The sequence below is a fragment of the Prevotella veroralis DSM 19559 = JCM 6290 genome (assembly GCF_000377625.1).
Classification (GTDB): domain Bacteria; phylum Bacteroidota; class Bacteroidia; order Bacteroidales; family Bacteroidaceae; genus Prevotella; species Prevotella veroralis.
In genome coordinates this window covers 40,706-66,220 of sequence record NZ_KB898338.1, presented here as the reverse complement: position 1 = coordinate 66,220, position 25,515 = coordinate 40,706, and the positions used below count along the sequence as shown (strand labels likewise).

Below are 25,515 nucleotides of genomic sequence, written 5' to 3'. Positions count from 1 at the left end.
AACACGGCATGGGCTTATAATCCCATTTTCTACATCAGCAAGGTGTGTCTTTGTGACACAAATTGCCGTTTGTCCCACAAAGACCCTTGCCCCGAAGGGGATTAAATCACTCCGAAGTCGTGATTAGAGAAATAAAAACAAGAGAATATGGCAAGCAATAAATCAAGGAAAAGAGTAGCGAAAAAGTATGGTGATATGCCCGACAAGTGGGACGATTGGCACGTCCGTTTACCAGACCCGAAAGACCAAATACGAGTGATAGACCTCTATCACAGGTCAGGCTCAAAATCCAAATCCGATTTTGTTCGCGCCCGTATTCTTGGGGAGAGTTTCAAAGTGATAACGGTGGATAAATCTGCCGTGGAGTATTACCGCAAGCTCTCCGAACTCACAGCTCAAGTACATAGGATTGGGACAAACTATAATCAAGTAGTATGTCTGATGCACCTTTATACGGCTGATAAAAGCGTAAAAGCATTGTTGCGGGAGCTTATAAACCTTACCAATGAAATAAAATCCATACAGGAACAAGCAATGGACCTTACGATTGAATTCAGAAAGGAAAAGGAGGTTTGATACGCTAAGTCATTATTTTTAGATATTGTGAGTTTTTAGAATAATTGCTACCTTTGCACTCGCAAATCAGACAGAGAAGATTGGTAAACATCTCACCTCAGTTTGAAAAAGGATGGAATAAAGCAACGGATAAGCGAGAAACAGTCATTGCCCATATCATTCCTTACATATTATATAATAAAGGTATAAAAGAAGCTTTGTTATATTTATATTGCTAAGAATGTGCTAGGCCCGACGTATAATTACTCCTTATGGTACCACAAATTATTTTCCATTAAAACGGGAATAACTTTGATATGATAAGAAGCAATTATATGTGTAGGGGCGTATTGGCTCTATGTACATTGTTTATTACAACTGTAGCATGGGCACAGCACGATTCTGACTCCCTAAAAAATGATTACAGTAAGTCACATCTGCAGGATAACAGCAGAACAGATCTGCATGGTGACAAATTTAAGCAAGTCCAGCATTTGGATGAAGTAGTGGCTCGTGGCAACCAAGTGAAGCGTGTCAATTCCTCGGCATTCAATGTTTTGGCGGTAGACACCCGACGCTTGCGTAATACCAACCTCGATTTGGCGCATGTCCTTGATCATGTGCCAGGTGTGAAAGTACGTGAGGACGGAGGTCTTGGATCTGGCACAAGCATTAATCTTAATGGATTTACGGGAAAACACGTAAAGCTATTCATCGATGGTGTACCGATGGATGGTGCATCATCGAGTTTTAGAGGGATGGGATTAAACCTTCGTTATTAGTAGTCGTCATATAGATGGTTTTGGTAGAAACCAGGGCATTCAATCTCAGCCGAAGTAACTCCATTTTTGTCCATACACGTGTGTATGGATATATGATAGTAGTAATATTTAGGAGTCAAAACAATGAAGAAAATTTTATTATTTGTTATGGGACTTGTGATGAATATGGTTCCTGTTATGGCAGAAGGTGCTGCCTATTCTACGGAGTATGTAAAGTTAAGTCATCAGTCGGCTGTGGTCTATCAGCCAACAACTAAAACTACCAAAACTGGTATCGGTGTTGTCGTGATGCACTCTGATGAAGATTATATGGGCTTTCTGCCCAATCCAGAGTTGGCAAAGCGTGGCTATACCGTCATTGCTACAGCACCCAAAGAGGGAAAATTAATCAGTGAGAAACTATTGAACATCAAGGCTTGCGTCGCATATCTTCGTCAGCAACCTGATATCAAGAAGGTAATACTTTTAGGACACTCTGGTGGTGCAACTGTAATGACTGCTTATCAGTTGGTAGCAGAAAAAGGTAAGGACGCATTTGAAGGAAAGCTCTATAACGACTGGTCAGAAAAGCTTGCTAACCTGCCTAAGGCGGATGGTGTTATGTTGCTTGATGCTAATTTCGGCAATTCAGTGATGACACTTATAAGCTTAGACCCGAACATTACAGAACAAGATAAGGGCAATAATGTGACAGTTCGCTATAATCTGAAGGATACAGCGAATGGTTATGTAGCTGGTGGCAATTCTGTTTATAAGAATTCTTTTGTTTCAAATTATAACCAAGCACAGCGAAGCCGTCTGCTTACCTTAATGGCAATGGCTAACGAAAGGTTAGCTCTGATAGAGGCTGGCAAAGGCAAGTTTTCTGATGACGAACCCTTTGTTGTGGCTGGTGCTGCTCAGATGCGATTGTATAACAAACTTATTCCACAAGATCTCTCCTTGCTTTCACATACAAAACAGGCGTGGCCAATCATCAAAGCAGATGGAAGTGTTAAGAATGAAATAGTTAAAAGCGTAAGGGCTCCATTCGGTATGATAGGTAGCTCTGAACGCCTGGCAGCTTCTCTGAATACTACGGTTAGAGGATTTCTCAGTACCTGCGCTATCACAACAGATGCTAACTTCCGTGTTAATGAGGATGGATTGCAGGGAATACATTGGACATCCAACATCAACAACCCTATTGGCAACAGTGAGGGTATTACCATTCCTTCTTTGTTTATGGGTATGACGGGTAGCTATGAGTATCTGGCTGCAGAGGAAATCTATCATCATAGTGCATCAACTGATAAGACCATAGCATTTGTTGAGGGGGCCAGTCATAACTTCACTCCAGACAAAGATGCGGAAAAGTATAACAATACCAGCTATGGCGACACCGTAAAACATCTCTTTGATTATGTTGACAACTGGTAGAACAGTCGATACAATAAGTAATATCAGTAACTATCGTTATATTAAGTTATGTTACGTTTCGATAGAAGCTAAGAAGTAATAAACGATAAGAAATTAAAGATAAGATATGAGACGTATATTATTATCACTGATATTAGCTTTGTCAATGCTGAATATCAATGCACAGACAGAATATGGCTTTAAGGCGGTTGAAGTGCTGAATAGCTTTGAGATAAATCCTTTTACTTACTTTTTAGATGCCCCTATTCTTGCTGCAGGTGATAAGGATAGCTATAATGCTATGACTATCGGCTGGGGCGGAATGGGAACACTTTGGGGAAGAAACCGCCCAGTTGTAACAGTATATGTGGCACCGAAGAGATTTACACACCAATTTATGGAGAAGTCAAGATACTTCACAGTGATGCAGTTCTCTGATATTAATGTGGTACAGTATATGGGTAAGCATAGCGGTCGTGATGGCGACAAAGCGAAAGCATTAGGTTTGCACGTGGCTTATACCAAGAATGGCACTCCTTATTTCAAGGAAGCTGATGCGGTGATAGAGTGTGAGGTCATGTATGCTGCGCCTTTTGAGGAAAAGAACTTCCGCAATGATGTTCCAAAGAAGACATACAGCAACTTCCCTGCAGGTATCCATTCGATGTATATTGGTGAGGTTGTAGGTGTGTGGAAGAAATAAAAACCTCTTTCATATCAGACGTTAAAGCTGATGTGGAAGGTGTATGAAGGAAAGATTATAAGACAATAATATGAGCAATTATTCAGGAAAGCTACAGCAGTTGCTATCTTTGCTGACCTGTGTTCTGCTGGTTATGGCAGTCAGTATCCGTAGAGACGGAAAGGTCGTAGGACGTGAATTGAAGCAGCAACAGGCAGATTCGACAAAGACAGAGACAATGGTTGTCCTTGAAGATGGTTCGGTACGGTTGAATACTACTGAACTTGGTAAGGACATCATAGGCTATGGGGGAACCGTTCCCTTGGAGATTATCTTGGAAGATGGTAGGGTAAAGAGTATCAAGGCACTTGAAAATTCAGAGACACCCGACTTCTTTAAGGAGGCTTCAGCACTTCTGACCAAGTGGAACGGGCGTACTGTTGCAGAGGCACAGAAACTGAAAGTGGATGCCGTGTCAGGTGCTACATTCTCGTCAAAGGCTATCATTGGCAACGTGCAACGTGGTCTTCAGTATGCTGCAAAGAATCCTGTACAGGATTCAATATGGGCGGAGATGGACTTCTCAAGTAAGGCTATAGCAGGACTGATAATAGTACTTTTGGCTGCCATCGTACCGCTCTTTGTCAAGGATAGACGATACAGGATAAGCCAACAGATTCTCAATGTGATAGTATTGGGCTTCTGGTGTGGCTCGTTCCTGAACTATACGTCAATCGTTAGTTATATGTCAAATGGTATGAATGTGCTGACACTGATAGTACCCGTCATTATGCTTATCACCGCGTTTGTGTATCCCCTCTTTGGCAAGAAATCATATTATTGTACGCATGTATGTCCATTTGGTTCGCTGCAAGAGCTTGCTGGGAAATGTGTAGGCTATAAAATCAAAATGAAGCCAAAGACGACTAAACGTTTAGATCTGTTCCGACAGCTGCTGTGGGCAGTCCTTATGCTATGTCTGTGGACAGGTGTATGGTTCGATTGGATTGACTATGAGCCATTCTCTGCTTTTGTTTTCCAGTCTGCCTCGTGGGTAGTTATCGTTATTGCTGTCGTCTTTGTGGCACTCTCCACGGTGATTGTGCGACCTTACTGTCGCTTTGTTTGCCCAACAGGTTCGCTCTTTAAATATAGCCAACAGTCAACTTTAAAAAACAAGAAATAACCGATATAAAGATTTCAATGATTATCAATGCAGTGCTTGCCATTGCACTTGTATTCCTTAGTTATAAACTTGCTGTAACTGGAAATGACAAAGGGAAGGAACAAGATAGCTCCGAGGTAGTACTCAATACGATTCTCAAGCGCACATCTATCCGCTCTTATGAGAACAAACCTGTTGAAAAGGAGAAGATAGGAAAACTGCTTCGTGCAGGAATGGCTGCCCCAACAGCAATGAACAAACAGCCTTGGCATTTTGTTGTTGTTACGGATAAAGGGCAGCTACAAAAGCTTTCTGAGGCTAATCCCTATGCTGCTATGGCTGCAAAGGCTCCACTGGCTATCGTTGTTTGTGGTGATATGAAAAAGGCGGCTGAAGGTAATGCACGTGAGTTCAGGATTCAGGATTGCTCTGCAGCAACGGAGAATATTCTCTTGGCTGCTACAGGAATGGGACTTGGAGCCGTGTGGACAGGCATCTATCCTTCCAAAGAACGTTGTGCTGACGTGGCTAAGGTACTCGGACTCCCAGGGTCGTTAATTCCTCTAAACACGATTGTCATTGGTTATCCTGATGCTGATGTGAGTCCGAAGGATAAATGGAATACGGAAAACATTTCATACAACACCTATGGTGAGGAGTAATAAGCGTAAGATATAAAAGCAATTTCAATAAAAACAATAAATATGAAGAAACTAATGATTGCATCCTTAGGAATGATGCTCGCAATGAATGTGAATGCTGCTAAGAAACCAAAGACAAGTGCTCTGCAGTTTAATCCTGAGAGTGGAGTGAAGGCATCATTGACAATGCCTGATGGCAAAGTGGTAAACTACACGGCTTATAATAAACTTTATTTTGTTACCAATGTAGAGGACTCTACCTATCAGTATATGAATATCTTTGTGCCAGAAGGGGCTAACGAGCAGACACCTATCTTCCTCCGCACCTACGTGGGAGGTTATATGGCAAGTCAGGCAGGTGACCCACAAGCACAGGATGCCAGCGGACGCGCTTTGGCTGAGGGCTATGTTCTCGTTATTCCTGGTAGCCGTGGCCGTACTTCTACCGTAAAGAAAGGAAAGAAGACGGTTTATACTGGTCGTGCTCCGAAAGCCCTACTCGACTTAAAAGCGGCTATCCGTTACCTGCGTCACTTTGATAACCTGATACCGGGTAATACGGAGAAGATTATTACTGACGGTACAAGTGCAGGTGGAGCGATGTCGAGCTTGATGGGTGCAACAGGAAATAACCCTGCCTATGAGCCCCTGCTTAAGGCTATGGGTGCAGCCGACGGACGTGATGATGTCTTTGCGAGTGTATGCTACTGCCCGATTACCGACCTCGATCATGCGGATATGGCATACGAATGGCTGTATGGCAATACTGATAGTCGTAAGAGTCTTGCTGCAAGTAAGCAGACATTGATAAAGGAATTGGCAGCACAGTTCCCATCTTATATCAACTCACTTGGCTTGAAGAAGACTGATGGTACACTGCTAAATGCTGACAATTATCTTGACTATATCAAGCAGATTATTATCCGTAGTGCTCAGGAAGCTAAAGATGCAGGTGCAGACATTCCTGATTCTATCGGTTTTACATTCAGCAGTGAGGCAGCTTTTCAGGCTCCTATCAATGGCGGTGTAGGTATGGCACGACCTGCAGGAATGGGTGGCGGTATGCCTCCGATGATGATGGGTGGCGGAAAAAGGGTTGGTGAATACATCACAGACCTTGATATGAACAAGTATCTTAATTACGTAGTAAGTACGCAAGCTCTCAAGGGTGTACCAGCTTTTGACAGCTATAACGTGGACGGAGCAGCTGCAAGTGGTGAGAACGGTGAGTTTGGAAACGAGCAAGGCTCTGATGTTAACTTTACGGCATGGGCTGCTGCAAAGACGGGTAGCACATTGTCTGACGAGGTAAAAGAGAATGTTCGTCTGCTGAACCCTATGTATTTCATCGGTGACGCAGCTACCTCTGTTGCTCCTCACTGGTATATCCGACATGGTGCTCGCGACCGTGATACTGCTTTCCCTATCGCTATCAATCTGGCAACAAAACTGCAGAACGCAGGTAAGGATGTTAACTTCAAGCTACCTTGGAACCGTCCTCACAGTGGCGACTATGCCCTGAAAGAACTCTTCAGCTGGATAGCTAAGATTGTAAAATAAAGCAGTGAGCGATAAATATACATTCCTGACCCAGGCGCCTGTCCATCGTGTGATAGGCGCCATGGCTATACCTACCATCTTCTCTATGCTGCTGACCAGTATGTATAATCTGGTCGATACGTTTTTTGTAGGTAAGATTAATACGCAATCCACTGCTGCGGTAGGTGTCGTTTTCAGTGTGATGTTCTTCATACAGGCCTTTTCTTTTTTCTTTGGTAATGGTTCGGGCAATTATATTTCTCGCCAGTTGGGTGCTCAGAATACCAAGGATGCAGAGGTGATGGCAAGCACTGGACTTTTCTACACACTGGTGTTCTCGCTGATTGTCATGCTACTTGGATGGATTTTCCTTGAACCTATCAGCATCCTTTTAGGTAGTACGCCAACAATTCTACCTTATACTCGTCAATATCTGGGCATCAGTCTACTGGGTACTCCCTTCATCATGGGTACTTTCTGCATCAATAATCAAATGCGTTTTCAGGGCTTTACGAAGTATTCTGTTTATGGTGCTATCAGCGGATCGATTATCAACTGCCTTCTTGACCCTGTGTTCATCTTTGGTTTTTCTATGGGTGTGAGCGGCGCTGCAGTGGCTTCAGTCATTGGTCAGATATCTGGATTTGTTATCATGCTGATAATGAGTCAGAAGGAAGGTGTGATACATTACACACATCGTCGTATCTCATTTGAGGGACGATTTGTAAAAGAAATCATAGCTGGTGGAACTCCCTCTATATCTCGTCAGGGCTTGGCAAGTGTCAGTACGATAGCCCTTAACAGTGTAGCAGGTAATTATGGCGATGCGGCTATTGCTGCAATGAGTATCGTGACGCGTATCAGTATGTTTATATTCAGCGTCATTGTCGGATTAGGACAGGGCTTCCAACCGATGTGTGGATTCTGTTATGGAGCAAAACTATATGACAGAGTGAAGGAGGGATTCTGGTTCAGTACGAAGATAGGAACGTTCTTCCTATTGTTTTGGTCGGTGATTCTTATCATCTTCAGCGGTGAAGTGGTCTCACTCTTCCGTGATGATCCGCAGGTAATTGCCATCGGTATTCCGGCACTACGCTACCAGATGATAATTTTCCCAGCCTGCAGTTTTATGATGATGGCAAACATGATGATGCAGACGTGTAGAAAGACTATCCGTGCGAACATCCTTGCTGCTTCTCGCCAAGGTCTGTTCTTCATACCGTTGATATTTGTACTGCCTTACTTCTACGGACTTTTTGGGGTTGAAATTTGCCAGGCTGTAAGTGATATTATCTCACTAATCGTGACAATCCCTATTGTGTGGTCAGCCTTCAAAGAAATGAGATAAAAGTTGTTTAAGCAAATAACTTTGTCGTAATTTTTCACACCTCCGATTTCAATAGGGCGTTAATAGCATCGTAAAAGACGCCCAATTGGCTTCTAAAAGACGCCCTTTTGAAGTCTTACTAACGCCCTTTTGAAGTCCAATTAAGCACCTTTGTTGTGTGACTTTATAACTGATTGATTTACTGTTGGTTGTGAGCTTGCTATTTATGCGCATTTTTATCTTAATTTATAGATGTTTTATCCGAAATTATGTAAGTATTTTTCAGAATGAGAAGTGTCAAAACGAAAAGTTTTTTTGGGTGATGAGTTTTATCTTGTGAGTTTAGAACATTAATGGAAAGTCACACAGAAAGCATGGAGAACACAGAATGTTATTGCTGGGACGGGAGTAGTTGGGGTATAGGTAGGTAAAAAGCTAAGACGATAGGAAGATAAAAAGCGGCAGACTGTATATGATAAACAGAGGGAATGACATGTGTTGTGCTTTCTTTGTCCTGCAAACGTTTGCGCATTATAAAGTATAGAATAGTTACATTGACTCTGAGTAATAAGCTTTAAAAACGCTATATTTGCAAACAAAACCTAATTTATTCAAAAATGAAACGATTACTTTTACTATTTTCATTCCTGCTGACGTTGCAGCAGGGATTTAGTCAGGGGTGGCCTGCTAAGTATCAAGGAGTTATGCTACAAGGCTTCTATTGGGACTCCTATGAGGACAGCCAATGGACGAAACTGCAATCACAAGCTGATGTTATCAGCCAGAGTTTTAATTCTATTTGGGTGCCACAGAGTGGTTTCTGTAATACCTATGGTGATAGCAAGAGTATGGGCTACAACCCTGTATGGTGGTTCAAGCAGAATAGCTCTTTCGGTACGCAGGACGAACTTAAACAGATGATTGCCACATTTAATGCTAAGAATGTAGCCGTGATAGAGGACGTGGTGATAAATCATAAGAGCGGTAACACTGACTGGTGCGACTTCCCAGAAGAGGAATGGAATGGGAAGAAACTTAAATGGTCATTGGCTGATATCTGCCGAGATGACGAGGCAAAAGACAAGTTCCCTGTTTCTGGCAATTACGACACAGGCGAGCACTTCGGCTATCGTGACTTAGACCATACGAGCGAGAATGTGCAGAAGAACGTAAAAACCTATCTGCAGTTCCTCAAGGAGGAGATGGGCTATAAGGGTTTCAGATACGATATGGTGAAGGGCTATGGTGCGGAGTTTATCAAGATATACAACGAAGATGCTAAACCGGAATTTTCTGTTGGAGAGTATTGGGACACCGATTATAATAAAGTAGTAGGCTGGATTAAAGGCACAGGATACACCTCAGCAGCTTTCGATTTCCCTTTGAAATATATCATTAACAACGCCTTCGGAAACGGTAATTGGGGTGCACTGACCAATAAGGGTGTGGCTGGTGACCCTAATATGAGTCGCTATGCGGTGACTTTTATTGACAATCACGATACTTATCGCAACGAAAACGGTGAGAAACTGCAGAACAATATTTTAGCTGCCAATGCTTTCATCTTGGCAATGCCGGGTACACCTTGCATCTTCCTTCCTCATTGGAAAGCCTATCAAACGGAGCTGCAGAAGATGATTGCTGCACGTAACGAGGCTGGTATCACCAATCAGAGTCGGATTGTCTCTGGCAAGTACTACGATGGTGGATATGTGACAATCGTGCAGGGTGAGAAGAGTAAGATTATGGTTATCAGTGGTTATCCACAGGGAGTTAACACTGAAGGCTACACCCTCGTATCAGCAGGAACGGCAGAAAACCCAAACTATGCTTTCTATAAGGAAACGAATCCTGCCAAGGATGTCACTGTTTATGTGGAAGCAAACGAGCAACCACTTTATCTCTATGCGTGGCAGGACGATAATAGTCCACTCACTGATGGTTATCCGGGAAGTCTGTTGACACAGAAAAGAATGGTGGGTGATAAGGTTTTCTATTATATGACCTTCAAGACCGACCGACTCAACTTTCTGCTCAATAAAGGTGGCGATGCTACGAAGACAGGCGATATTAAAGGTATTACAAAGGATGTCTTCTATACCTACAGCAACAACAATGCTACGGATAACACCGCACAATATGAGAAAGAAGACGTAGCCGGAGAAGTTGATTTGCTCACCTTTAAGAACAACGAAACCGTAGCTTTCTTTGAGTCGCCTGCATCATGGAGCAAAGTTGCTTGCTGGGCATGGGATAACCATTCTAATTATACAGGTGGAAGCTGGCCGGGACAGCAGTGCGAATACATCGGAAAGGCAGCCAATGGCAACAAAATATGGAAGTGGACCTGCAATGCTACGGGCATACCTACAATGATTATGTTTAATGACGGAGTAGCCACAGGTACACAGAAAAGCAATGAATATGCCTTCACCAATGGCGGCTATTACACGATGACGGCAATGACCAGTACTGGCAGCAACACCGACAATATCTTTGAACGTGAATTTAAGGAGAATGTGAAGAGTACGCTCTGTCTGCCTTTCAACATCAGTCCGACAGAAGCTGCACAGCTCAACGGAAAGCTCTATCAGCTGACAGGTGCTGCAAACGGCATCTTCACCTTAAAATCGTGCAACTCAATCGAGGCTTTTAAGCCTTACGTCTTTATTGCCAACAGCACCGAGAAAAGCCTTCATCCTTTCCAAAATAAGGCAGTCCTCTCTGGCAATGCCATTCCTGTAACGATAGGCGAATACAGCTTTGTGGGTACAATGACCAAGATAAAGAAGGTATCAACAGTCGAAACATCCTATTATATCTATTCTGCAGCCAATGGTAGCTTTGTAAAGGCTAACAACGATGGTGGTGTCGTTATCCCTGCCTATCGCTGTTATTTCCAAACAAAATCAAATGCAATAGCACCTGCCAAGATGCAGATTGCCGATGAAACTACGGGTTTGAGTACACTCACCTTAGACAGTGATGACGACATCTATACCCTGAATGGTTTATGTCTTGGAAAGCGTTTCGCACAATCAAAACTCCCCATGGGTATATACATCTACAAAGGAAAAAAGATTTTTATAAAATAATAAGATGATGAAAAAACAATACTTAAATCCTATAATCGATATTTATACGATAACGACTGAAAGCCTATTGGATAATCTTTCAGAGAACACTATTACAGCTCCCGAAGCCCCTAACGAAACAGAAGCTGGGGCAAAGGAATATAATTTCGACTTTTGGGAGAAAGAAGACGTATACGACAATTTATAACTTTTTTAACTCCTATAGGACGTTAGAGCCTGAATCTCTTATTTGCTTGTCTTCATCTTGTTTGTCTTTCAACTTGACGTAGCCTGTTACACTTTCGTTACAAAGATAAACAATCTACTTGATAAGCAAATAAAAGATTCAAAAATCTGAATCTTTCAGATAATCAGAGAACTAAGAAAGAATAAAGGATAAAAGGGTTACGAGTTGGAAACGAGTGAGTTTCTTTTCCTTTCTTTATTCTGCATTGCCTCAAAGAACACTTAATCTTATAATGCAAAGATAATCATTTTCCAATGAAATACAATTCTAAAACAAGAATTTTGAAAGACAAAACAATTACTTTTAAATATGTTTGGACAAACAACCTTAAAAGTGTATCTTTGTACTTATGTATTCTGCAATATACAATGATAAATCAACAGAAAAAGGCGATAAATAGGATTAAAGCTGTTTTGGCAGAAAAACAATTGTCTGGCAAATGGCTGGCGAATGAAATAGGTCGTACAGAGAATACCGTTTCTCGGTGGTGTTCCAATAAAGTACAGCCGTCCCTTGAGAACCTTTTTGAAATCGCCAAGGTGCTAAAGGTTGATGTGAGAGAATTACTTAGGTCAACCGAAGAATAACCTTATATGTTAACAAATAATAACCAAAGAATAATAAATATGCCAGTACAAAGTGAAGCTGCTTTTGAGAACGGACTTATTGCTACTCTTCAGCAAATGAACTATGAATATGTACAGATTGAAGAAGAGAAAAATCTCCATGCAAATTTCAAAAGTCAACTTGAGAAACATAACAGGAAGAGACTGGAAGAAACTGGACGCACCGAGTTTACCGAAGCCGAATTTGAGAAAATCCTGATTTATCTTGAGGGTGGCACACGTTTTGAAAAGGCAAAGAAACTTCGTGACCTCTTTCCACTTGAACTGGATGATGGAGAACGCCTGTGGGTGGAATTCCTGAACCGCATCCACTGGTGTCAGAACGAGTTTCAGGTTTCCCATCAGATTACTGTTGAAGGAAGAAAGAAGTGTCGTTATGACGTGACGATACTGATAAATGGTTTACCTTTGGTTCAGATAGAGCTGAAGCGCAGAGGGGTAGAGCTGAAACAGGCTTACAACCAGATACAACGCTATCATAAGACCTCGTTCCATGGACTGTTTGACTATGTGCAGCTGTTTGTTATCTCCAACGGAGTGAACACGCGTTATTTTGCCAACAATCCGAATAGTGGCTACAAATTCACGTTCAATTGGACAGATGCGGATAATGTACCTTTCAATGAATTGGAAAAGTTCGCCACCAGCTTCTTTGATAAATGCACGTTAGGCAAGATAATAGGCAAGTATATCGTACTGCACGAAGGAGATAAATGCCTGATGGTGTTGCGTCCTTACCAGTTCTATGCCGTCGAGAAGATACTTGACCGTGTGAAAAATTCCAATAACAATGGCTATATATGGCATGCAACTGGTGCGGGAAAAACGCTGACTTCATTTAAGGCTGCCCAACTCGTAGCCGAATTAGACGATGTGGACAAGGTTATGTTTGTTGTTGACAGGCACGACCTTGACACACAGACGCAGTCCGAATATGAGGCATTTGAGCCAGGTGCTGTTGACAGTACCGATAACACAGATGAACTTGTGAAGCGCCTTCATGGTAATTCCAAAATTATCATCACCACCATCCAGAAGCTCAATGCTGCTGTAAGTAAGCAGTGGTATAGCAGGCGGATTGAAGAAATCCGTCATGCTCGTATCGTGATGATTTTTGATGAGTGTCATCGCAGTCATTTCGGAGATTGCCATAAGAATATTGTCAGGTTTTTCGACAATACACAGATATTCGGATTTACAGGTACACCTATCTTCGTTGAGAATGCTGTGGATGGTCATACAACAAAGGAAATCTTCGGTAATTGCCTCCACAAGTATCTGATAAAGGATGCTATTGCTGATGAAAATGTACTTGGTTTCCTCGTAGAATATTATCATGGCAATGCCGATGTAGATAATGCTAACCAAAACCGTATGACGGAAATTGCAAAATTTATCCTTAATAATTTCAATAAATCAACATTTGATGGCGAGTTTGATGCTTTGTTTGCCGTGCAGTCTGTGTCAACGCTTATTCGATATTATAAAATATTCAAGAGTCTTAATCCCAAAATAAGAATAGGAGCCGTGTTTACATACGCATCTAACAGCAGTCAGGACGATGCCCTTACAGGTATGAATACTGGTAGCTATGTGAGTGAAAGTACGGGCGAAGCAGATGAGTTACAGGCTATTATGGATGATTATAATGATATGTTCGGTACAAGTTTCACTACAGAAAACTTCCGTGCATATTATGACGACATCAATCTTCGTATGAAGAAAAAGAAAACAGACATGAAGCCACTTGACCTCTGTCTGGTAGTCGGCATGTTCCTAACGGGCTTTGACAGTAAGAAACTCAATACACTCTATGTGGATAAGAATATGGACTATCATGGATTATTACAAGCATTCAGTCGTACAAACCGTGTTTTGAATGAAAAGAAACGTTTTGGCAAGATTGTTTGCTTCCGTGATTTGAAAAGCAATGTGGATGCTTCTATCAAGCTTTTCAGTAACAGCAATAATCTTGAAGATATTGTCCGTCCGCCTTTTAATGAAGTCAAGAAGAATTATCAGGAACTTACGACAAACTTCTTAGAACAATACCCAACTCCCAGCAGCATAGATTTGTTGCAGAGCGAGAAAGATAAAAAGCTGTTTATCCTTGCATTCCGTGATGTCATTAAGAAACATGCAGAGATTCAGGTTTACGATGAATTTGAAGAAGATGCTGCGGATCTTGGTATGACAGAGCAGCAATTTATGGACTTCCGAAGCAAATACCTTGATATTTACGATACATTTGCCGGTGGCAGTAAGCCTTCAGAAGAAAATCAAACGCCTGACGAAGATACAGAGTCCACGGAAACCTCAACAGAGTCAGGTATTGATGATATTGATTTCTGTTTAGAATTGTTGCATAGTGATATTATCAATGTAACTTACATACTTGAACTGATCGCTGATCTTAATCCTTACAGCGCAGATTATAAGGAAAAACGTACGTATATTATTGATACGATGATTAAAGATGCGGAGTTACGTAACAAGGCAAAACTGATTGATGGCTTTATACAGCAGAACGTCGATGATGACCGAGATAACTTTATGGCACGCAAACAGAAGTTTGACGGTACAAGCGACCTTGAAGAACGATTGAACAATTACATCACGACTGAGCGGAACAACGCAGTAGATAAACTTGCAAAAGAAGAGGGTTTGGATGTATCTGTTCTCAATCATTACTTGTCTGAATATGACTACTTGCAAAAGGAACAACCAGAAATTATACAAGAGGCGTTGAAAGAAAAGCATTTAGGATTAATAAAAAAACGCAAAACATTGACAAGGATACTTGAACGCTTGAAGTCTATCATACGAACATTCAGTTGGGAATAATTAAAAACATATATGAGTTCAATAAAAGTAATAGATTCAATACGGATAAGTCCTAAAGGTGTACTTGTCAAGGATGCAAATGGTAAATATGTTATATTACATAGACGTCAAGGACATATGGATGGGGCTTGCGCTGTTTATTCCTTGTCTATGGCGCTGTTGTGCATTGGTGCTGTCACCGAGGAAGACTTGGATATATTCAACAAGCCTGACAGAAGAACACCCAAAGGAAAATTTTTAAGCCATTTTCTTGATGAGCAAGGAATGGTAAGGTCTGGCTATTCCTATTCAACTCTTAGAAAAGAAATTAACGAGCAAAGTTTCGGGATAAGAGTCAGAAGGAGAAACCCACGAGACAAGGAGAAACTTATTGGTCTCATTGCAGATACGCTTGATGAGGACAAACCGGTTATAATATCAACTGTGTTTACTGATGGAGCTCACGCCATGCTTGCTGTTGGCTACGAATTTTGTGATAAGAATGGTGCAATTATGAAAATCTTATGCTTAGACCCCAGTGAAGAAGCACCTACATTTTCTTCATGGAATTGTATAATTGATGTTTCACATATACACAGCAAGTCAGAATTTCCATTTGATAACATAACAAAATCCCAATCATACAAAGTGGCATTGAGAGATATTTTAATAATAGAAAATAAGAAATAACAATAATATGAGCGAAGAATTACAACAGAAACTCCGTGACCAGCTTTGGGAAGTCGCAAACAAGTTGCGTGGCAATATGTCGGCAAGCGACTTTATGTATTTTACATTAGGCTTTATCTTTTATAAATATCTGTCAGAGAAGATTGAAAAACATGCCAATGACGCCTTAGTGGATGACGATGTTACCTTCAAAGAATTATGGGCAATGGAAAAAAATACCGATATCGAAGAGCTACAAGAGAGCGTAAAGACCGAATGTATCGAAAATATTGGCTATTTCATAGAACCCAGTTTCTTGTTCTCATCCGTTATTGAGAGTATTAAAAAGAAAGAAAATATCCTGCCGATACTTGAGCGTTCTTTGAAGCGTATTGAAGATAGTACTCTGGGGCAAGACAGTGAAGAGGACTTTGGCGGTTTGTTCTCAGACATAGACCTCGCCTCGCCTAAATTGGGAAAGACAGCCGATGATAAAAATACATTGGTCAGTAATGTACTTCTTGCCCTCGATGACATAGATTTTGGCGTAGAGGCTTCACAAGAGATTGATATTCTTGGCGATGCTTATGAGTATATGATTAGCCAGTTTGCCGCCGGTGCAGGAAAGAAAGCCGGTGAGTTTTACACTCCGCAGGAAGTTAGCCGTATCTTGGCTGAAATTGTAACCCTCGCCATGCACGCCTTCGCAATGTTTATGATCCAACCTGCGGTAGCGGCTCTTTACTGCTCCGTGCAGCAAGTATAGGACATGCTAATGAGATATTCGGACAGGAGAAGAATCCCACAACCTACAATCTTGCTCGCATGAATATGCTCCTTCATGGCATCAAATTCAGCAACTTTCGTATAGAGAATGGCGACACACTCGAAGCCGATGCCTTTGGTGACACTCAGTTTGATGCAGTTGTTGCCAACCCTCCGTTCTCTGCTGAGTGGAGTGCTGCTGATAAGTTCAACAATGATGACCGTTTCAGCAAGGCAGGACGGCTTGCTCCACGCAAGACAGCTGATTATGCGTTCATCCTCCACATGCTTTATCACTTAAACGAGGGTGGAACTATGGCTTGCGTTGCTCCTCATGGTGTTCTCTTCCGTGGAAATGCTGAGGGGGTAATCCGCCGCTTCCTCATTGAGAAGAAAAACTATGTGGATGCTATCATAGGTCTGCCTGCCAACATCTTCTATGGCACAAGCATCCCTACCTGTATTCTGGTGTTTAAGAAATGCCGTAAGGAAGACGACAGTATTCTCTTCATTGATGCCAGCAAGGATTTTGAGAAGATAAAGACACAGAACAAGCTCCGCCCACAGCATATACAGAAGATTGTTGACACCTACCGCGATCGCAAGGAGATTGAGAAATACAGCCACCTTGGAGGAGATAGCCGAAAACGATTACAACCTCAACATTCCTCGTTATGTTGATACTTTCGAGGAGGAAGAACCTATTGACATCCATGCCGTAATGAAGGAAATCAAGGATCTGGAAGCCAAGCGTGCCGATCTTGATAAAGAAATTGAAGGTTATTTGAAAGAATTGGGGATAATGTAAAATATTGGGTCTCAAGTTATAATGTCAAAATAAGAAGTTATGGCGAAAGATAAGGAAAATACAAAACGACAATCAACTGAACTAGTCGCAAATTGCGACCTCATATTGGAGCTTCTATCAAGGACTTGGGTAAAAAGTGGTTCGGCTTTACTCTCATGCACGATATTGCAGCAACTGAACTCATCAAGAAAATTAAAGAATAATGACTATGGCAGAAAATAAAGAAAAAAAAGTCCTCAATGTCCCAAATTAGTTAATACGTTTCTCTAATTATTATGTACCTTTTCTATATTAAGGATTAAATATGAAAACAAAAACTATTAGAGAAATTTCGTTGGCTTGGAAAAGAGACAAGCAACGCTACGTAAAGCAGTCCACATACGCTGCTTATGTGTTAGTTTTGGAAAATCACATACTTTCATCGTTTGGTGATTGTGACAGTCTTAGTGAAAAACTTGTACAAGAATTTGTGCTACAAAAACTTAATGCTGGTCTCAGCATTAAAACGGTGAAGGACATTCTCATTGTGTTGAAAATGGTGATGAAGTTCGGGGTAAAGAACGGTTGGATGAACTATTGCGAATGGGACATCAAGTATCCAACTACAGTAATCAATAAAGAAATGGAGGTGCTGACAGTGACACACCACAAAAAGATTCTCGATTTCATTAAGCAGAACTTTACATTTCGCAACCTTGGCATCTACATTAGTCTAACCACAGGCTTGCGGATTGGTGAGGTATGCGGCTTAAAATGGTCGGACATCAATACGGACAGCGGTATAATCACCGTAAACCGTACCATTGAGCGTATCTACGTCGTAGAAGGTGAACGCAGGCACACAGAATTAGTCATCAACAGCCCAAAGACCAAGAACTCTTGCCGTGAGATACCAATGAACAAAGAACTCTTGGCTATGGTGAAACCACTGAAAAAGGTAGTAAATATTAATTTCTATGTGCTGACCAACGAAGAAAAACCTACTGAGCCACGAACCTATCGAAACTATTATCATCGGTTAATGAAGCATTTGAACATTCCTCGGCTGAAATATCACGGGCTGCGCCACAGTTTCGCCACACGCTGCATCGAAAGTAACTGTGACTATAAGACGGTTAGCGTGTTGCTCGGGCATTCGAACATCACTACAACTCTCAACCTCTATGTTCATCCCAATATCGAACAGAAGAAGCGGTGTATTACGCAGATGCTTAAATACCTCAGGAAGTAATTCTATTCTACATTTTTTGCGATAGTCAATTGTCAAACTCACCGTCAACTCTTAAAAGACGGTGAGTTCTTTTGTCAGACGTATTAGTTCATGCAACAACGCCTTTACGCTTTTATCAGCCGTATAAAGGTGCATCAGACGTACTACTTGATTATAGTTTGTGCCAATCTTATGTACTTGAGCTGTGAGTTTGGAGAGCTTGCGATAATACTCCACGGCGGACTTATCTACTGTGATTACTTTGAAACTTTCCCCGAGTATTCGGGCACGCACAAAATCGGATTTGCTTACTGCGCCCGATTTGTTGTATAGGTCAATGGCACGCAGTTGGTCTTTCACATCGGGCATACGGGTGTCCCATCTGTCCCAGGGTGGAACTTCTACAGTGTTTCGGTGTCCGTAACGATTCTCATTGGCTATTTCTAATTTGGTCATAATTGTATTGTTTTGTTTGTTTCCTAATCACGACTTTGGAGTGATTTAATCCCCCTCGGGGCAAGGGTCTTTGTGGGACAAACGGCAATTTGTGTCACAAAGACACACCTTGCTGATGTAGAAAATGGGATTATAAGCCCATGCCGTGTTACTGCATTCATTGAATACAGCAACTCGGCGTAGGCTTGCATTCGAGGAATGCAGTACTTCAGAGTTTCCGCCATCTTTCCACATCATCTTTGTATTGGTCGAGATGTTCTCGAAGCACCTGCTCCACATATCCTGAAACGCTTGCTCCCTGCTCACCGATTTTCCTCACCACGAAGTCCAACTTTCGTTGAGTTTCCTCTGATACATACACGGCTTTGCGGTGGCTGTTGCGAAAGGGCTGGAGATATTTCCCCTGAAACTCGGATAATTGCTTCCTGTCCCTTGTTTTTCCCATTCGTTGATGATTCTCTTCGGTAGAAGTAGCCCTTTCCGTTGGTGACAACTCTGTTTCTTGATAGGACGGTTGAGAATAGTCCTTGTGACTCTCCTTGTCATTTTGTTCCTCAACTTTAACAGGCTCAAATCTTTTCTTTTCCTCTTCATAATCTATGGGCTGATCAAAATCGGGCAACTCTTCGGGCTTGCGGAGCTTAACGCCATAATTGCCCATATCTCGAAGGGCTTGTTTCAGACGCTGTTTCCTTTGTTCATCTATTCTTGCCATAATCTCTTGGGTATTGCGTTATAATGTTTTTCAAGCATTGTCTGTATGTCGCTCTGCTTGTATAGTATCTTCCCTCCGATTTTATAGAAAGGAAGTATTCCTGCATTTCTGTACTCTTGGAGCGTGCGTGTGCTGAGCCGTAATTGGCTGCAAACCTCCTCGCCAGTGAGGTAAACCTCTCCGCCCAGCATCGGACGGGCGGTAGCGCAATACCGCTCCAGTTTCTTCAATATTCCTTCCATCAGTTGTGAAAACAACAGCATCTGAGGGTCTTTCTGTGTAACGATTTCGTTCTCTGCCATAGTTCATTCAGTTTTTGCGTTCAGTAAATCTGTGATGTCGCTCTCCTTGTAATAACACTTATGTCCAATCATTGAGAAAGGGATTTTTCCCGTATCTCTGTATGATTGCAGGGTACGCTTGCTGATGCCCAAACGCTTGCACACGGCTTCGTTGTCAAGCCATTCGTCCGTTTCGGGCGGATTGCCGATGAGTTGTTCGATACTGTGGATAAAGTCTGCAAATTCGGAGTGGTGTCGCTCCCACGCTTTGCGGTCGATGATAATGAGTTTCATTGCCTTAATTTTGTTTTGATTACTTTATTGTTACTCGGCAAACAAACTCATATACAGTCTGTTGCCACTATTGTTGTGTGCAAAGGTAAGCGTAGAACTACATTGAACAAAGCAACGCAGAAAAGCAAGGATATAGAAGGAAGAGAAGAGAAGTTAGTCTGTTAGTCAGAAAAGCTTATAAGCTTTTTGTAAATAACTTATAAGCTTTTGTCAGATTACTTATAAGCTTTTCATAGATTGCTTATAAGCTTTTTATAGAAAGCTCATAAGCTTTAAGTCCAAAGGCTGGTAGCTTTCCTTATCAGATTTGGAGCTGTCGCTGAAAAACTCTTATGTTCTGTATAAGAATGGTATGATTGCGGTAATGAGAAGAGGTGCCGGCTCGTTCCTTTTATTATTTTGTTGTTTTATCGATAATTCGATAGTTCGACAAACCGAGAGATAGATAGTTTTATCGATAGATTATTTTGACAATAGATAGTCATGACAACAGATAGTTTTGACAACAGATAGTCAGGACAACAAATTGTACAAACAACAGATTGACAATACTATCGTTAGTCCTATCTGTTGTTGGTTGTTACGCCTTGCGTCCAAAGAGCCTGAGTATGCCGTATTCTTGTCGTGCCTATGCTCTCTACGGCAGCCCTGCCCTGCAAGGTTGGGAGAGATGAATACGACCGCACGGATATTGAAAATGGCAATACCGCCTTGAAACAGAAAAATCCTGCGGTGGAGATTCTTCTCTCCATCCGCAGGACTCGACCTTGTCAGGGCAGATTAGCTGCCGTTGTACCTTTGCACGATAAGAAACGGCATCAGGGACTTTGCGTGTGCCTTTGCTTACAACGCCTTTGGGCTTACCCCTCCGTCTGACCGATTATTGGCAAATGATTGCTCTTGGTAAGCAGCACTATCGTGCCTGTGAGTTCGGTGTAAAGACGGTCGTATTGCTCGTCAGAAGCAAATGTGTCCGTCAAACCGAACTTGTCGAATGTGGCTTGAACAGCCTTGTTCGACAACAGTATAGGTACGAGCTTCTCAGGGAGTGGTGCAGGCAGTTCCCTTTCAAACTCGTTTTCCAACACGGAAACAAGCGTATCATACTTGGAGAAATGCAAGCCATAATACAATACCTCGCTTGCTATGCTCTCTGCTTCGAGGTGCGAAAAACCTTGTGCCACTGCATCGCAGTAAGCAGTGAGAGCCATGTCTGCTCGTGTGGTGATAAACTCCGTGTCGTACAATCTTTCGGGGTGATGCTCACTCATATAACTTCTTAATTTCAACCGAAAGTAGGAAAGTTCCTGTTTGTTGTTCTTTTTCATTTTGTCCTTATTCAGTGTTGATACTTAATGATGGTTGTTTAACGGTCTAAGAAAATCATTTTATCATATTCTTGGCTTTCTTGGCGGACAAACACGCAGGGCCTTTCGCAGTTCCCTTGTGGTGTTGCTACCCATGAGTGGCTGCATTTCACGTGCAATCTTGCTCTTGCTAACCTTTGCATAGAGTTCAGTGGTGGAAATGAAGCGGTGTCCGAGCATCTTACTGACGGTTTCTATCGGCAAGCCGTTCTCCAAACAGATGGTCGTGGCAAAGGTATGTCGTGCCGTGTGCGAGGTGGCTTCGGTATGAGATGGGAGTCCAGCCTTGATGATGATGTCCCTTATCTTGCGGTTGAAATGGCTATTCGTGGGGAACTCACGAAAGAGCAAACCCTCCTTTTGTCCGTCGCTGACAATGGTGAGTATCTCTTCGGCAATGGGTAATAAAGGAACAATGCTTCTGTTCTGAGTTTTTGTGCGACAGAGCGATATGTACCTGCGCCCATCCCCGAATGTATAAACATCGTCCATTCGGAGTTTCTTCAAGTCTGAAAAAGCCATCCCCGTGAAACAGCCCAAGAGGAAGATGAGCCTGCAATGGTTGTCCACCGAGCGGTGAGGGCGATATGAGAGAAGTTTGTGTAAATCGTCAGAAGTGAGGGCATTGCGCTCGTAGGTGGGCGTTTCAATGTCTATCAGTTCAAAAGGGTCTGCATAGATATACCGCTCCTGCTGTGCCTTTCTAATAACCTGATGCAGGTGGCGCAGACGGTTGGAGACAGTGCTTTCCTTGTTTCTTAAGTCCCTAAGCATGAACAGACGGTAGCTTTCTATTAGGTCCTTGTCGGCTTCTTTGGGAAGACAGTCCTCATTTCCCCTTGTTTTCAGAAATTGTAAAAAGCTCTTCTTACTGTCCCTAAAAGCCCTGACGGTAGCCTTTCCTATAGTCTTGCCCTGCAATTCCTCCTTACTTTCGCAGACAGCTTGGTAAATCTCTATGAGTGATGGGGTAGATTTGCCTTGATGCAGGAACTGCTCCTTAAGATATTCTGCCGTGATGTAGTTCTCTTCTCTTAACGTGAGTTCATAGAGTGCGTGAAGTCGTTTATCTATTGAGTCCAGTTGATGATTGACATCATTCGCTCTGTTAGCTGCCACTTTTATACGTCCTATCTTTGATTGCCAATCATCGGGAGAGGTGTGCAATCCTGTTGAGAATGAAGCAGACGCACCATTGCAGGTGATACGGCAGCGTATAATGCACTCGTTATTCTCATTTGTCTTGCTTCTGTCTATATAGAATAGAATTGAAAATGTACTTTTCATTGTTCTTGGACTTTTAGTTGATTAAACGATATTGTGCGATGAGAGGGAGAATCTTCTCCACATCCCGAAAAATACGCTCTGGAGAAGTCTCTGCATACACTTGTGTGGTCTTTATTTGGCTGTGTCCGAGCATTTTCGATACGCTTTCGATAGACACGCCTTCTGAAAGCGTCATCTGCGATGCGAAGGTATGCCTTGCCATGTGAAAAGTCAGCGTTTTCTGAATACCGCAAAGCCGTGCTATCTTTTTGAGGTGTATGTTCACCGTATCGCAGCCCGGTATGGGCAGCAGATACCCTTTGGGCGGTTCGTGACGGAACGCCCTTGTATGGATACCCCTGTACCGCTCGATGATGGCGGACGCTTCGGGCAATAACGGAATGTAGCATATATTGCCTGTCTTTATTCTCGGCTTTCGTATCCAATTCATACCAGACTCGTGGATGATATGCTCTGCCGTGAGGTGGTACACATCCGTATAGGAAAGACCGGTATAGCACGAAAAGAGAAACATATCCCTCGACACCTGCTCGTAGCCTTGCAGTTCGTTATCGCTTAATGCTGCTATTCTGTTTACTTCCTCCCTTGTGATGTATCGGAGTGTACCCACGTCCCAGCGGATAGAGTGAGCGATGAAAGGATAGATGTCTATGATGTGCCGTTTGTGCAGGTCCTTGAGTAGGGATGCCAGCATAGTAAGATAACCAGCCGAAGTGTTGAGTTTAAAACCCTTTTCTTTGGCAAAATACTCCTCCAAGTCTTTGATAAGGGCAGTATCGGCTTTTTGCATAGCAAGATAGTTATCAAAATACAACTTATTGAAAATAAAGAAGTTACCTTATTGGTGCAACTAAACAGGTAACGATTTGGAAACGAGCGAGCTACTTGGCTTCGCTGTTTTCTGCCTAACAAAGAACGCTTGTTATTCTGTCTGCAAAGATAATACTTTGTTACCGAATAACAAGCGTTTTCGATGAAATATTCACGTTTCTGCATTATCTAATGCTGTTTGTCGTTGGAATAGGGCTATAACCCTCGTCCTCTTTTCTTCTTTCTGTTGGCTTGGTTTCTGAGTTTACGCTGCCACGCAGCTTCGGCGTAGTCATTGCCTTGTGCGCTTGGTGTAATCAATTCGCCCACCCCCTCTATCATTTCATCGGCTGCGCTAACAATGGTGTCTGCCACTACACCAATGGGGTTCTGCACTTGTGGAGTGTCATTGTCTCGTGAGATAGTAGAACGACTTGGAGGTACAAGTTGATAACCTGTATCAGGCTGCTGGTTCTTTTCTGTGGGCTCCTGTATTGTTTGGTGTGTTTTCTTTGGTTCTTCCTTGTTGGTTGCTTCAAAGTTCTTCTGCAGGGAACGGTAGCCGAACTCCCTACCGATTTCGGATGCCTTGAATGATTGTCCTGCGTATGAGAACTTCAAGCCATAGACCTTGCCCTGCTTGTTCTTCATGCGCTCTATGGTAATGCCCTTCTTGTTCAACTCGTAGAGGAACATAGAATGCCCGATAATACCTGTACCTTTGTACTTGTCAAGCAGGGCATAACAGATTTGTCGCACCTCTTTCTTTGTTTGCTCTCTCGTTGGGCTAGATTTTTCCTTTTGGTGTTTTCTGTCTGTCTTGACCTCCTTTGCGATGGTCAAGCCTTTCTCCCTGCTGATTTCCTCCGCCACTCTCGCTGCCCTGTTGCTCACAAAGGTGGTGTCATAGACCTCTCCATATAGGCTGATACGGTTGGCGATGATGTGAATATGTCTGTTGTCGGTGTCCTTGTGCGTTACTGCCACCCATTGGTGGTTGTCAAGTCCCATTTGCTTGGCAAACAGATGGGTTATCCTCATCAATTCGGAAATAGGCAAATTCTTCTCGTCCTGCGGTGCGATGCCTATTTCAATGCGGAGGAACTTGTTCCTGCAACGGCTGTTATAGTCGCTGACCACCTTCATTTCCTCATAGATTGCCCTTGGCTCCCTGCTACAAAGGTTGTGGAAGGCAAGCCGACTGCCGAGCTTGCCTTCCCTGAATATATAGTCCAAAGCCGTACTTCCGTGGGCTATCGCCTTACATTTTCCTATCATCTCTTGTCATATTTAAGACTTTATATATCTCATCGTCCACATGAAAATAGGGGTCGTAAAATCGCTTAAATGCTTCCTTTGCACATAGGGAAAGGTTCTTTGTGATATGTACCCACCTTTCATTCTTGACCTTGATGAGATTGGAAACCTGCCCGTAGAATCTTCCTGTATGCTGGAGTATGGCAATGGCTTCTCTCTCATTGTCGGTCATCTTGGGGACAGCTGTTACCTCGCCGTTAAGGAGTGCCTCACGGCAGTAATCCGAGAACTTCCGTCCCGTGCTTTCCGCCTTTGACTTGATGCGTTGCTTTTCCTCTAAGGTGCATCTTACCTTGATGAACTCCGTCTTGTTCATCTGCTGCCCTTCCTTATCCTGTTGCTGCCATCGGGCAGATTTTCCTTTGTATCTGTTCATATAGGTTTCCTTGAAAGTTAATCATTGTAGATGATTTGTTGTTGCTTAATTCCTGAACCTTGACCGATGAGAACGGAGTGATTACGGTCTAATCTCCCCGACAGTCTGACGAGGGGAGCTGGGAGCAGTTTGTGGGTACAAACTGACGTCTTGCAATGTCAGCTAATGGGACGTTTACGCACAAGGCGTTTTGCAGCCGAAAAGTGAATGCCGTGCATTCCGTGCCTGACTGCGTTCGTGGTGTTCTCATCATTCATTATGTTTGGCAAATATCTGTTGCTATGTTCTCTAAAAAAGG

Annotated in this window: 23 protein-coding genes and 2 pseudogenes; 16 read left to right on the top strand and 9 right to left on the bottom strand. The window is 42.6% G+C overall.

The window, feature by feature from the left end:
• The first annotated feature begins 147 nt into the window (after positions 1 to 147).
• The 15 genes and pseudogenes from D464_RS0111125 (at position 148) to D464_RS0111050 (ending at position 18,335) form a co-directional block, all read left to right on the top strand.
• Positions 148 to 576 (top strand): plasmid mobilization protein, encoded by a 429-nt coding sequence (locus D464_RS0111125; RefSeq protein ID WP_018911443.1) that lies wholly within the window; start codon positions 148 to 150, stop codon positions 574 to 576.
• Positions 577 to 872: 296 nt separating this feature from the next.
• Positions 873 to 1,337 (top strand): TonB-dependent receptor, encoded by a 465-nt coding sequence (locus tag D464_RS0111120; RefSeq protein ID WP_238309162.1) that lies wholly within the window; start codon positions 873 to 875, stop codon positions 1,335 to 1,337.
• Between the two features lie 123 nt (positions 1,338 to 1,460).
• A complete protein-coding gene (locus tag D464_RS0111115) occupies positions 1,461 to 2,756 on the top strand; it encodes an alpha/beta fold hydrolase (protein WP_154649605.1) in 1,296 nt (431 codons plus the stop codon).
• A 106-nt stretch (positions 2,757 to 2,862) separates the two neighbouring features.
• A complete protein-coding gene (locus tag D464_RS0111110) occupies positions 2,863 to 3,438 on the top strand; it encodes a flavin reductase family protein (RefSeq protein WP_024985974.1) in 576 nt (191 codons plus the stop codon).
• Positions 3,439 to 3,508: 70 nt separating this feature from the next.
• On the top strand, positions 3,509 to 4,603 hold the full coding sequence (locus D464_RS0111105) for an FMN-binding protein (protein WP_018911439.1): 1,095 nt from the start codon (positions 3,509 to 3,511) through the stop codon (positions 4,601 to 4,603).
• Positions 4,604 to 4,620: 17 nt separating this feature from the next.
• On the top strand, positions 4,621 to 5,244 hold the full coding sequence (locus D464_RS0111100; RefSeq protein ID WP_018911438.1) for a nitroreductase family protein: 624 nt from the start codon (positions 4,621 to 4,623) through the stop codon (positions 5,242 to 5,244).
• Positions 5,245 to 5,286: 42 nt separating this feature from the next.
• Positions 5,287 to 6,783 (top strand): CocE/NonD family hydrolase, encoded by a 1,497-nt coding sequence (locus D464_RS0111095; RefSeq protein WP_018911437.1) that lies wholly within the window; start codon positions 5,287 to 5,289, stop codon positions 6,781 to 6,783.
• Positions 6,784 to 6,787: 4 nt separating this feature from the next.
• Positions 6,788 to 8,113: an MATE family efflux transporter gene (locus tag D464_RS0111090; RefSeq protein WP_018911436.1), complete on the top strand. Its 1,326-nt coding sequence runs from the start codon at positions 6,788 to 6,790 to the stop codon at positions 8,111 to 8,113.
• 596 nt (positions 8,114 to 8,709) lie between these two features.
• Positions 8,710 to 11,187 (top strand): alpha-amylase family glycosyl hydrolase, encoded by a 2,478-nt coding sequence (locus D464_RS0111085; protein WP_018911435.1) that lies wholly within the window; start codon positions 8,710 to 8,712, stop codon positions 11,185 to 11,187.
• A gap of 7 nt (positions 11,188 to 11,194) precedes the next feature.
• Complete coding sequence (locus D464_RS0111080; protein ID WP_154649604.1) at positions 11,195 to 11,374, top strand: hypothetical protein; 180 nt, start codon at positions 11,195 to 11,197, stop codon at positions 11,372 to 11,374.
• A 407-nt stretch (positions 11,375 to 11,781) separates the two neighbouring features.
• Positions 11,782 to 12,000: a helix-turn-helix domain-containing protein gene (locus tag D464_RS0111075; RefSeq protein WP_024985976.1), complete on the top strand. Its 219-nt coding sequence runs from the start codon at positions 11,782 to 11,784 to the stop codon at positions 11,998 to 12,000.
• A 39-nt stretch (positions 12,001 to 12,039) separates the two neighbouring features.
• Entirely contained in the window at positions 12,040 to 14,883 is a 2,844-nt protein-coding gene (locus D464_RS0111070) for a type I restriction endonuclease subunit R, EcoR124 family (protein ID WP_018911432.1), read from the top strand.
• A 12-nt stretch (positions 14,884 to 14,895) separates the two neighbouring features.
• A complete protein-coding gene (locus D464_RS0111065) occupies positions 14,896 to 15,552 on the top strand; it encodes a cysteine peptidase family C39 domain-containing protein (RefSeq protein ID WP_018911431.1) in 657 nt (218 codons plus the stop codon).
• 7 nt (positions 15,553 to 15,559) lie between these two features.
• Positions 15,560 to 17,104: pseudogene (locus tag D464_RS12740) on the top strand (type I restriction-modification system subunit M).
• Between the two features lie 304 nt (positions 17,105 to 17,408).
• Positions 17,409 to 18,335, top strand: coding sequence for a tyrosine-type recombinase/integrase (locus tag D464_RS0111050; RefSeq protein WP_024985977.1), 927 nt, complete (start codon positions 17,409 to 17,411; stop codon positions 18,333 to 18,335).
• Between the two features lie 51 nt (positions 18,336 to 18,386).
• Here D464_RS0111050 and D464_RS12735 read toward each other — a convergent pair whose 3' ends face one another.
• From D464_RS12735 to D464_RS13470, 4 genes are all read right to left on the bottom strand, one after another.
• The gene (locus tag D464_RS12735; protein ID WP_051076973.1) at positions 18,387 to 18,770 is read right to left on the bottom strand and encodes a plasmid mobilization protein; all 384 of its coding nucleotides are present in this window, start codon (positions 18,768 to 18,770) and stop codon (positions 18,387 to 18,389) included.
• 208 nt (positions 18,771 to 18,978) lie between these two features.
• Positions 18,979 to 19,485 carry a DUF3408 domain-containing protein gene (locus D464_RS0111040; protein ID WP_018911430.1) on the bottom strand — a complete coding sequence of 169 codons (507 nt, stop codon included), beginning with the start codon at positions 19,483 to 19,485 and terminating at the stop codon, positions 18,979 to 18,981.
• Positions 19,473 to 19,787: a helix-turn-helix domain-containing protein gene (locus D464_RS0111035; protein WP_018911429.1), complete on the bottom strand. Its 315-nt coding sequence runs from the start codon at positions 19,785 to 19,787 to the stop codon at positions 19,473 to 19,475. Before D464_RS0111035 ends, D464_RS0111040 begins: the two co-directional genes overlap by 13 nt.
• Positions 19,788 to 19,790: 3 nt before the next feature.
• Entirely contained in the window at positions 19,791 to 20,060 is a 270-nt protein-coding gene (locus D464_RS13470; RefSeq protein WP_018911428.1) for a helix-turn-helix domain-containing protein, read from the bottom strand.
• A 630-nt stretch (positions 20,061 to 20,690) separates the two neighbouring features.
• On the opposite strand from D464_RS13470, the gene D464_RS13465 reads away from it, so the two are divergent.
• Positions 20,691 to 20,936, top strand: coding sequence for a hypothetical protein (locus D464_RS13465; RefSeq protein WP_081618135.1), 246 nt, complete (start codon positions 20,691 to 20,693; stop codon positions 20,934 to 20,936).
• On the opposite strand, the gene D464_RS0111025 is transcribed toward D464_RS13465, so the two are convergent.
• The 5 genes and pseudogenes from D464_RS0111025 to D464_RS0111005 form a co-directional block, all read right to left on the bottom strand.
• Positions 20,921 to 21,388: a DUF1896 domain-containing protein gene (locus tag D464_RS0111025; RefSeq protein WP_018911426.1), complete on the bottom strand. Its 468-nt coding sequence runs from the start codon at positions 21,386 to 21,388 to the stop codon at positions 20,921 to 20,923. The genes D464_RS13465 and D464_RS0111025 overlap by 16 nt on opposite strands.
• A gap of 63 nt (positions 21,389 to 21,451) precedes the next feature.
• The gene (locus D464_RS0111020; protein ID WP_018911425.1) at positions 21,452 to 22,714 is read right to left on the bottom strand and encodes a site-specific integrase; all 1,263 of its coding nucleotides are present in this window, start codon (positions 22,712 to 22,714) and stop codon (positions 21,452 to 21,454) included.
• A 13-nt stretch (positions 22,715 to 22,727) separates the two neighbouring features.
• Positions 22,728 to 23,510: pseudogene (locus D464_RS12725) on the bottom strand (site-specific integrase); the annotation flags it as partial.
• 230 nt (positions 23,511 to 23,740) lie between these two features.
• Positions 23,741 to 24,802 (bottom strand): relaxase/mobilization nuclease domain-containing protein, encoded by a 1,062-nt coding sequence (locus D464_RS0111010; protein WP_024985956.1) that lies wholly within the window; start codon positions 24,800 to 24,802, stop codon positions 23,741 to 23,743.
• The gene (locus D464_RS0111005; protein WP_018911422.1) at positions 24,786 to 25,217 is read right to left on the bottom strand and encodes a plasmid mobilization protein; all 432 of its coding nucleotides are present in this window, start codon (positions 25,215 to 25,217) and stop codon (positions 24,786 to 24,788) included. Before D464_RS0111005 ends, D464_RS0111010 begins: the two co-directional genes overlap by 17 nt.
• Positions 25,218 to 25,515: the final 298 nt, after the last annotated feature.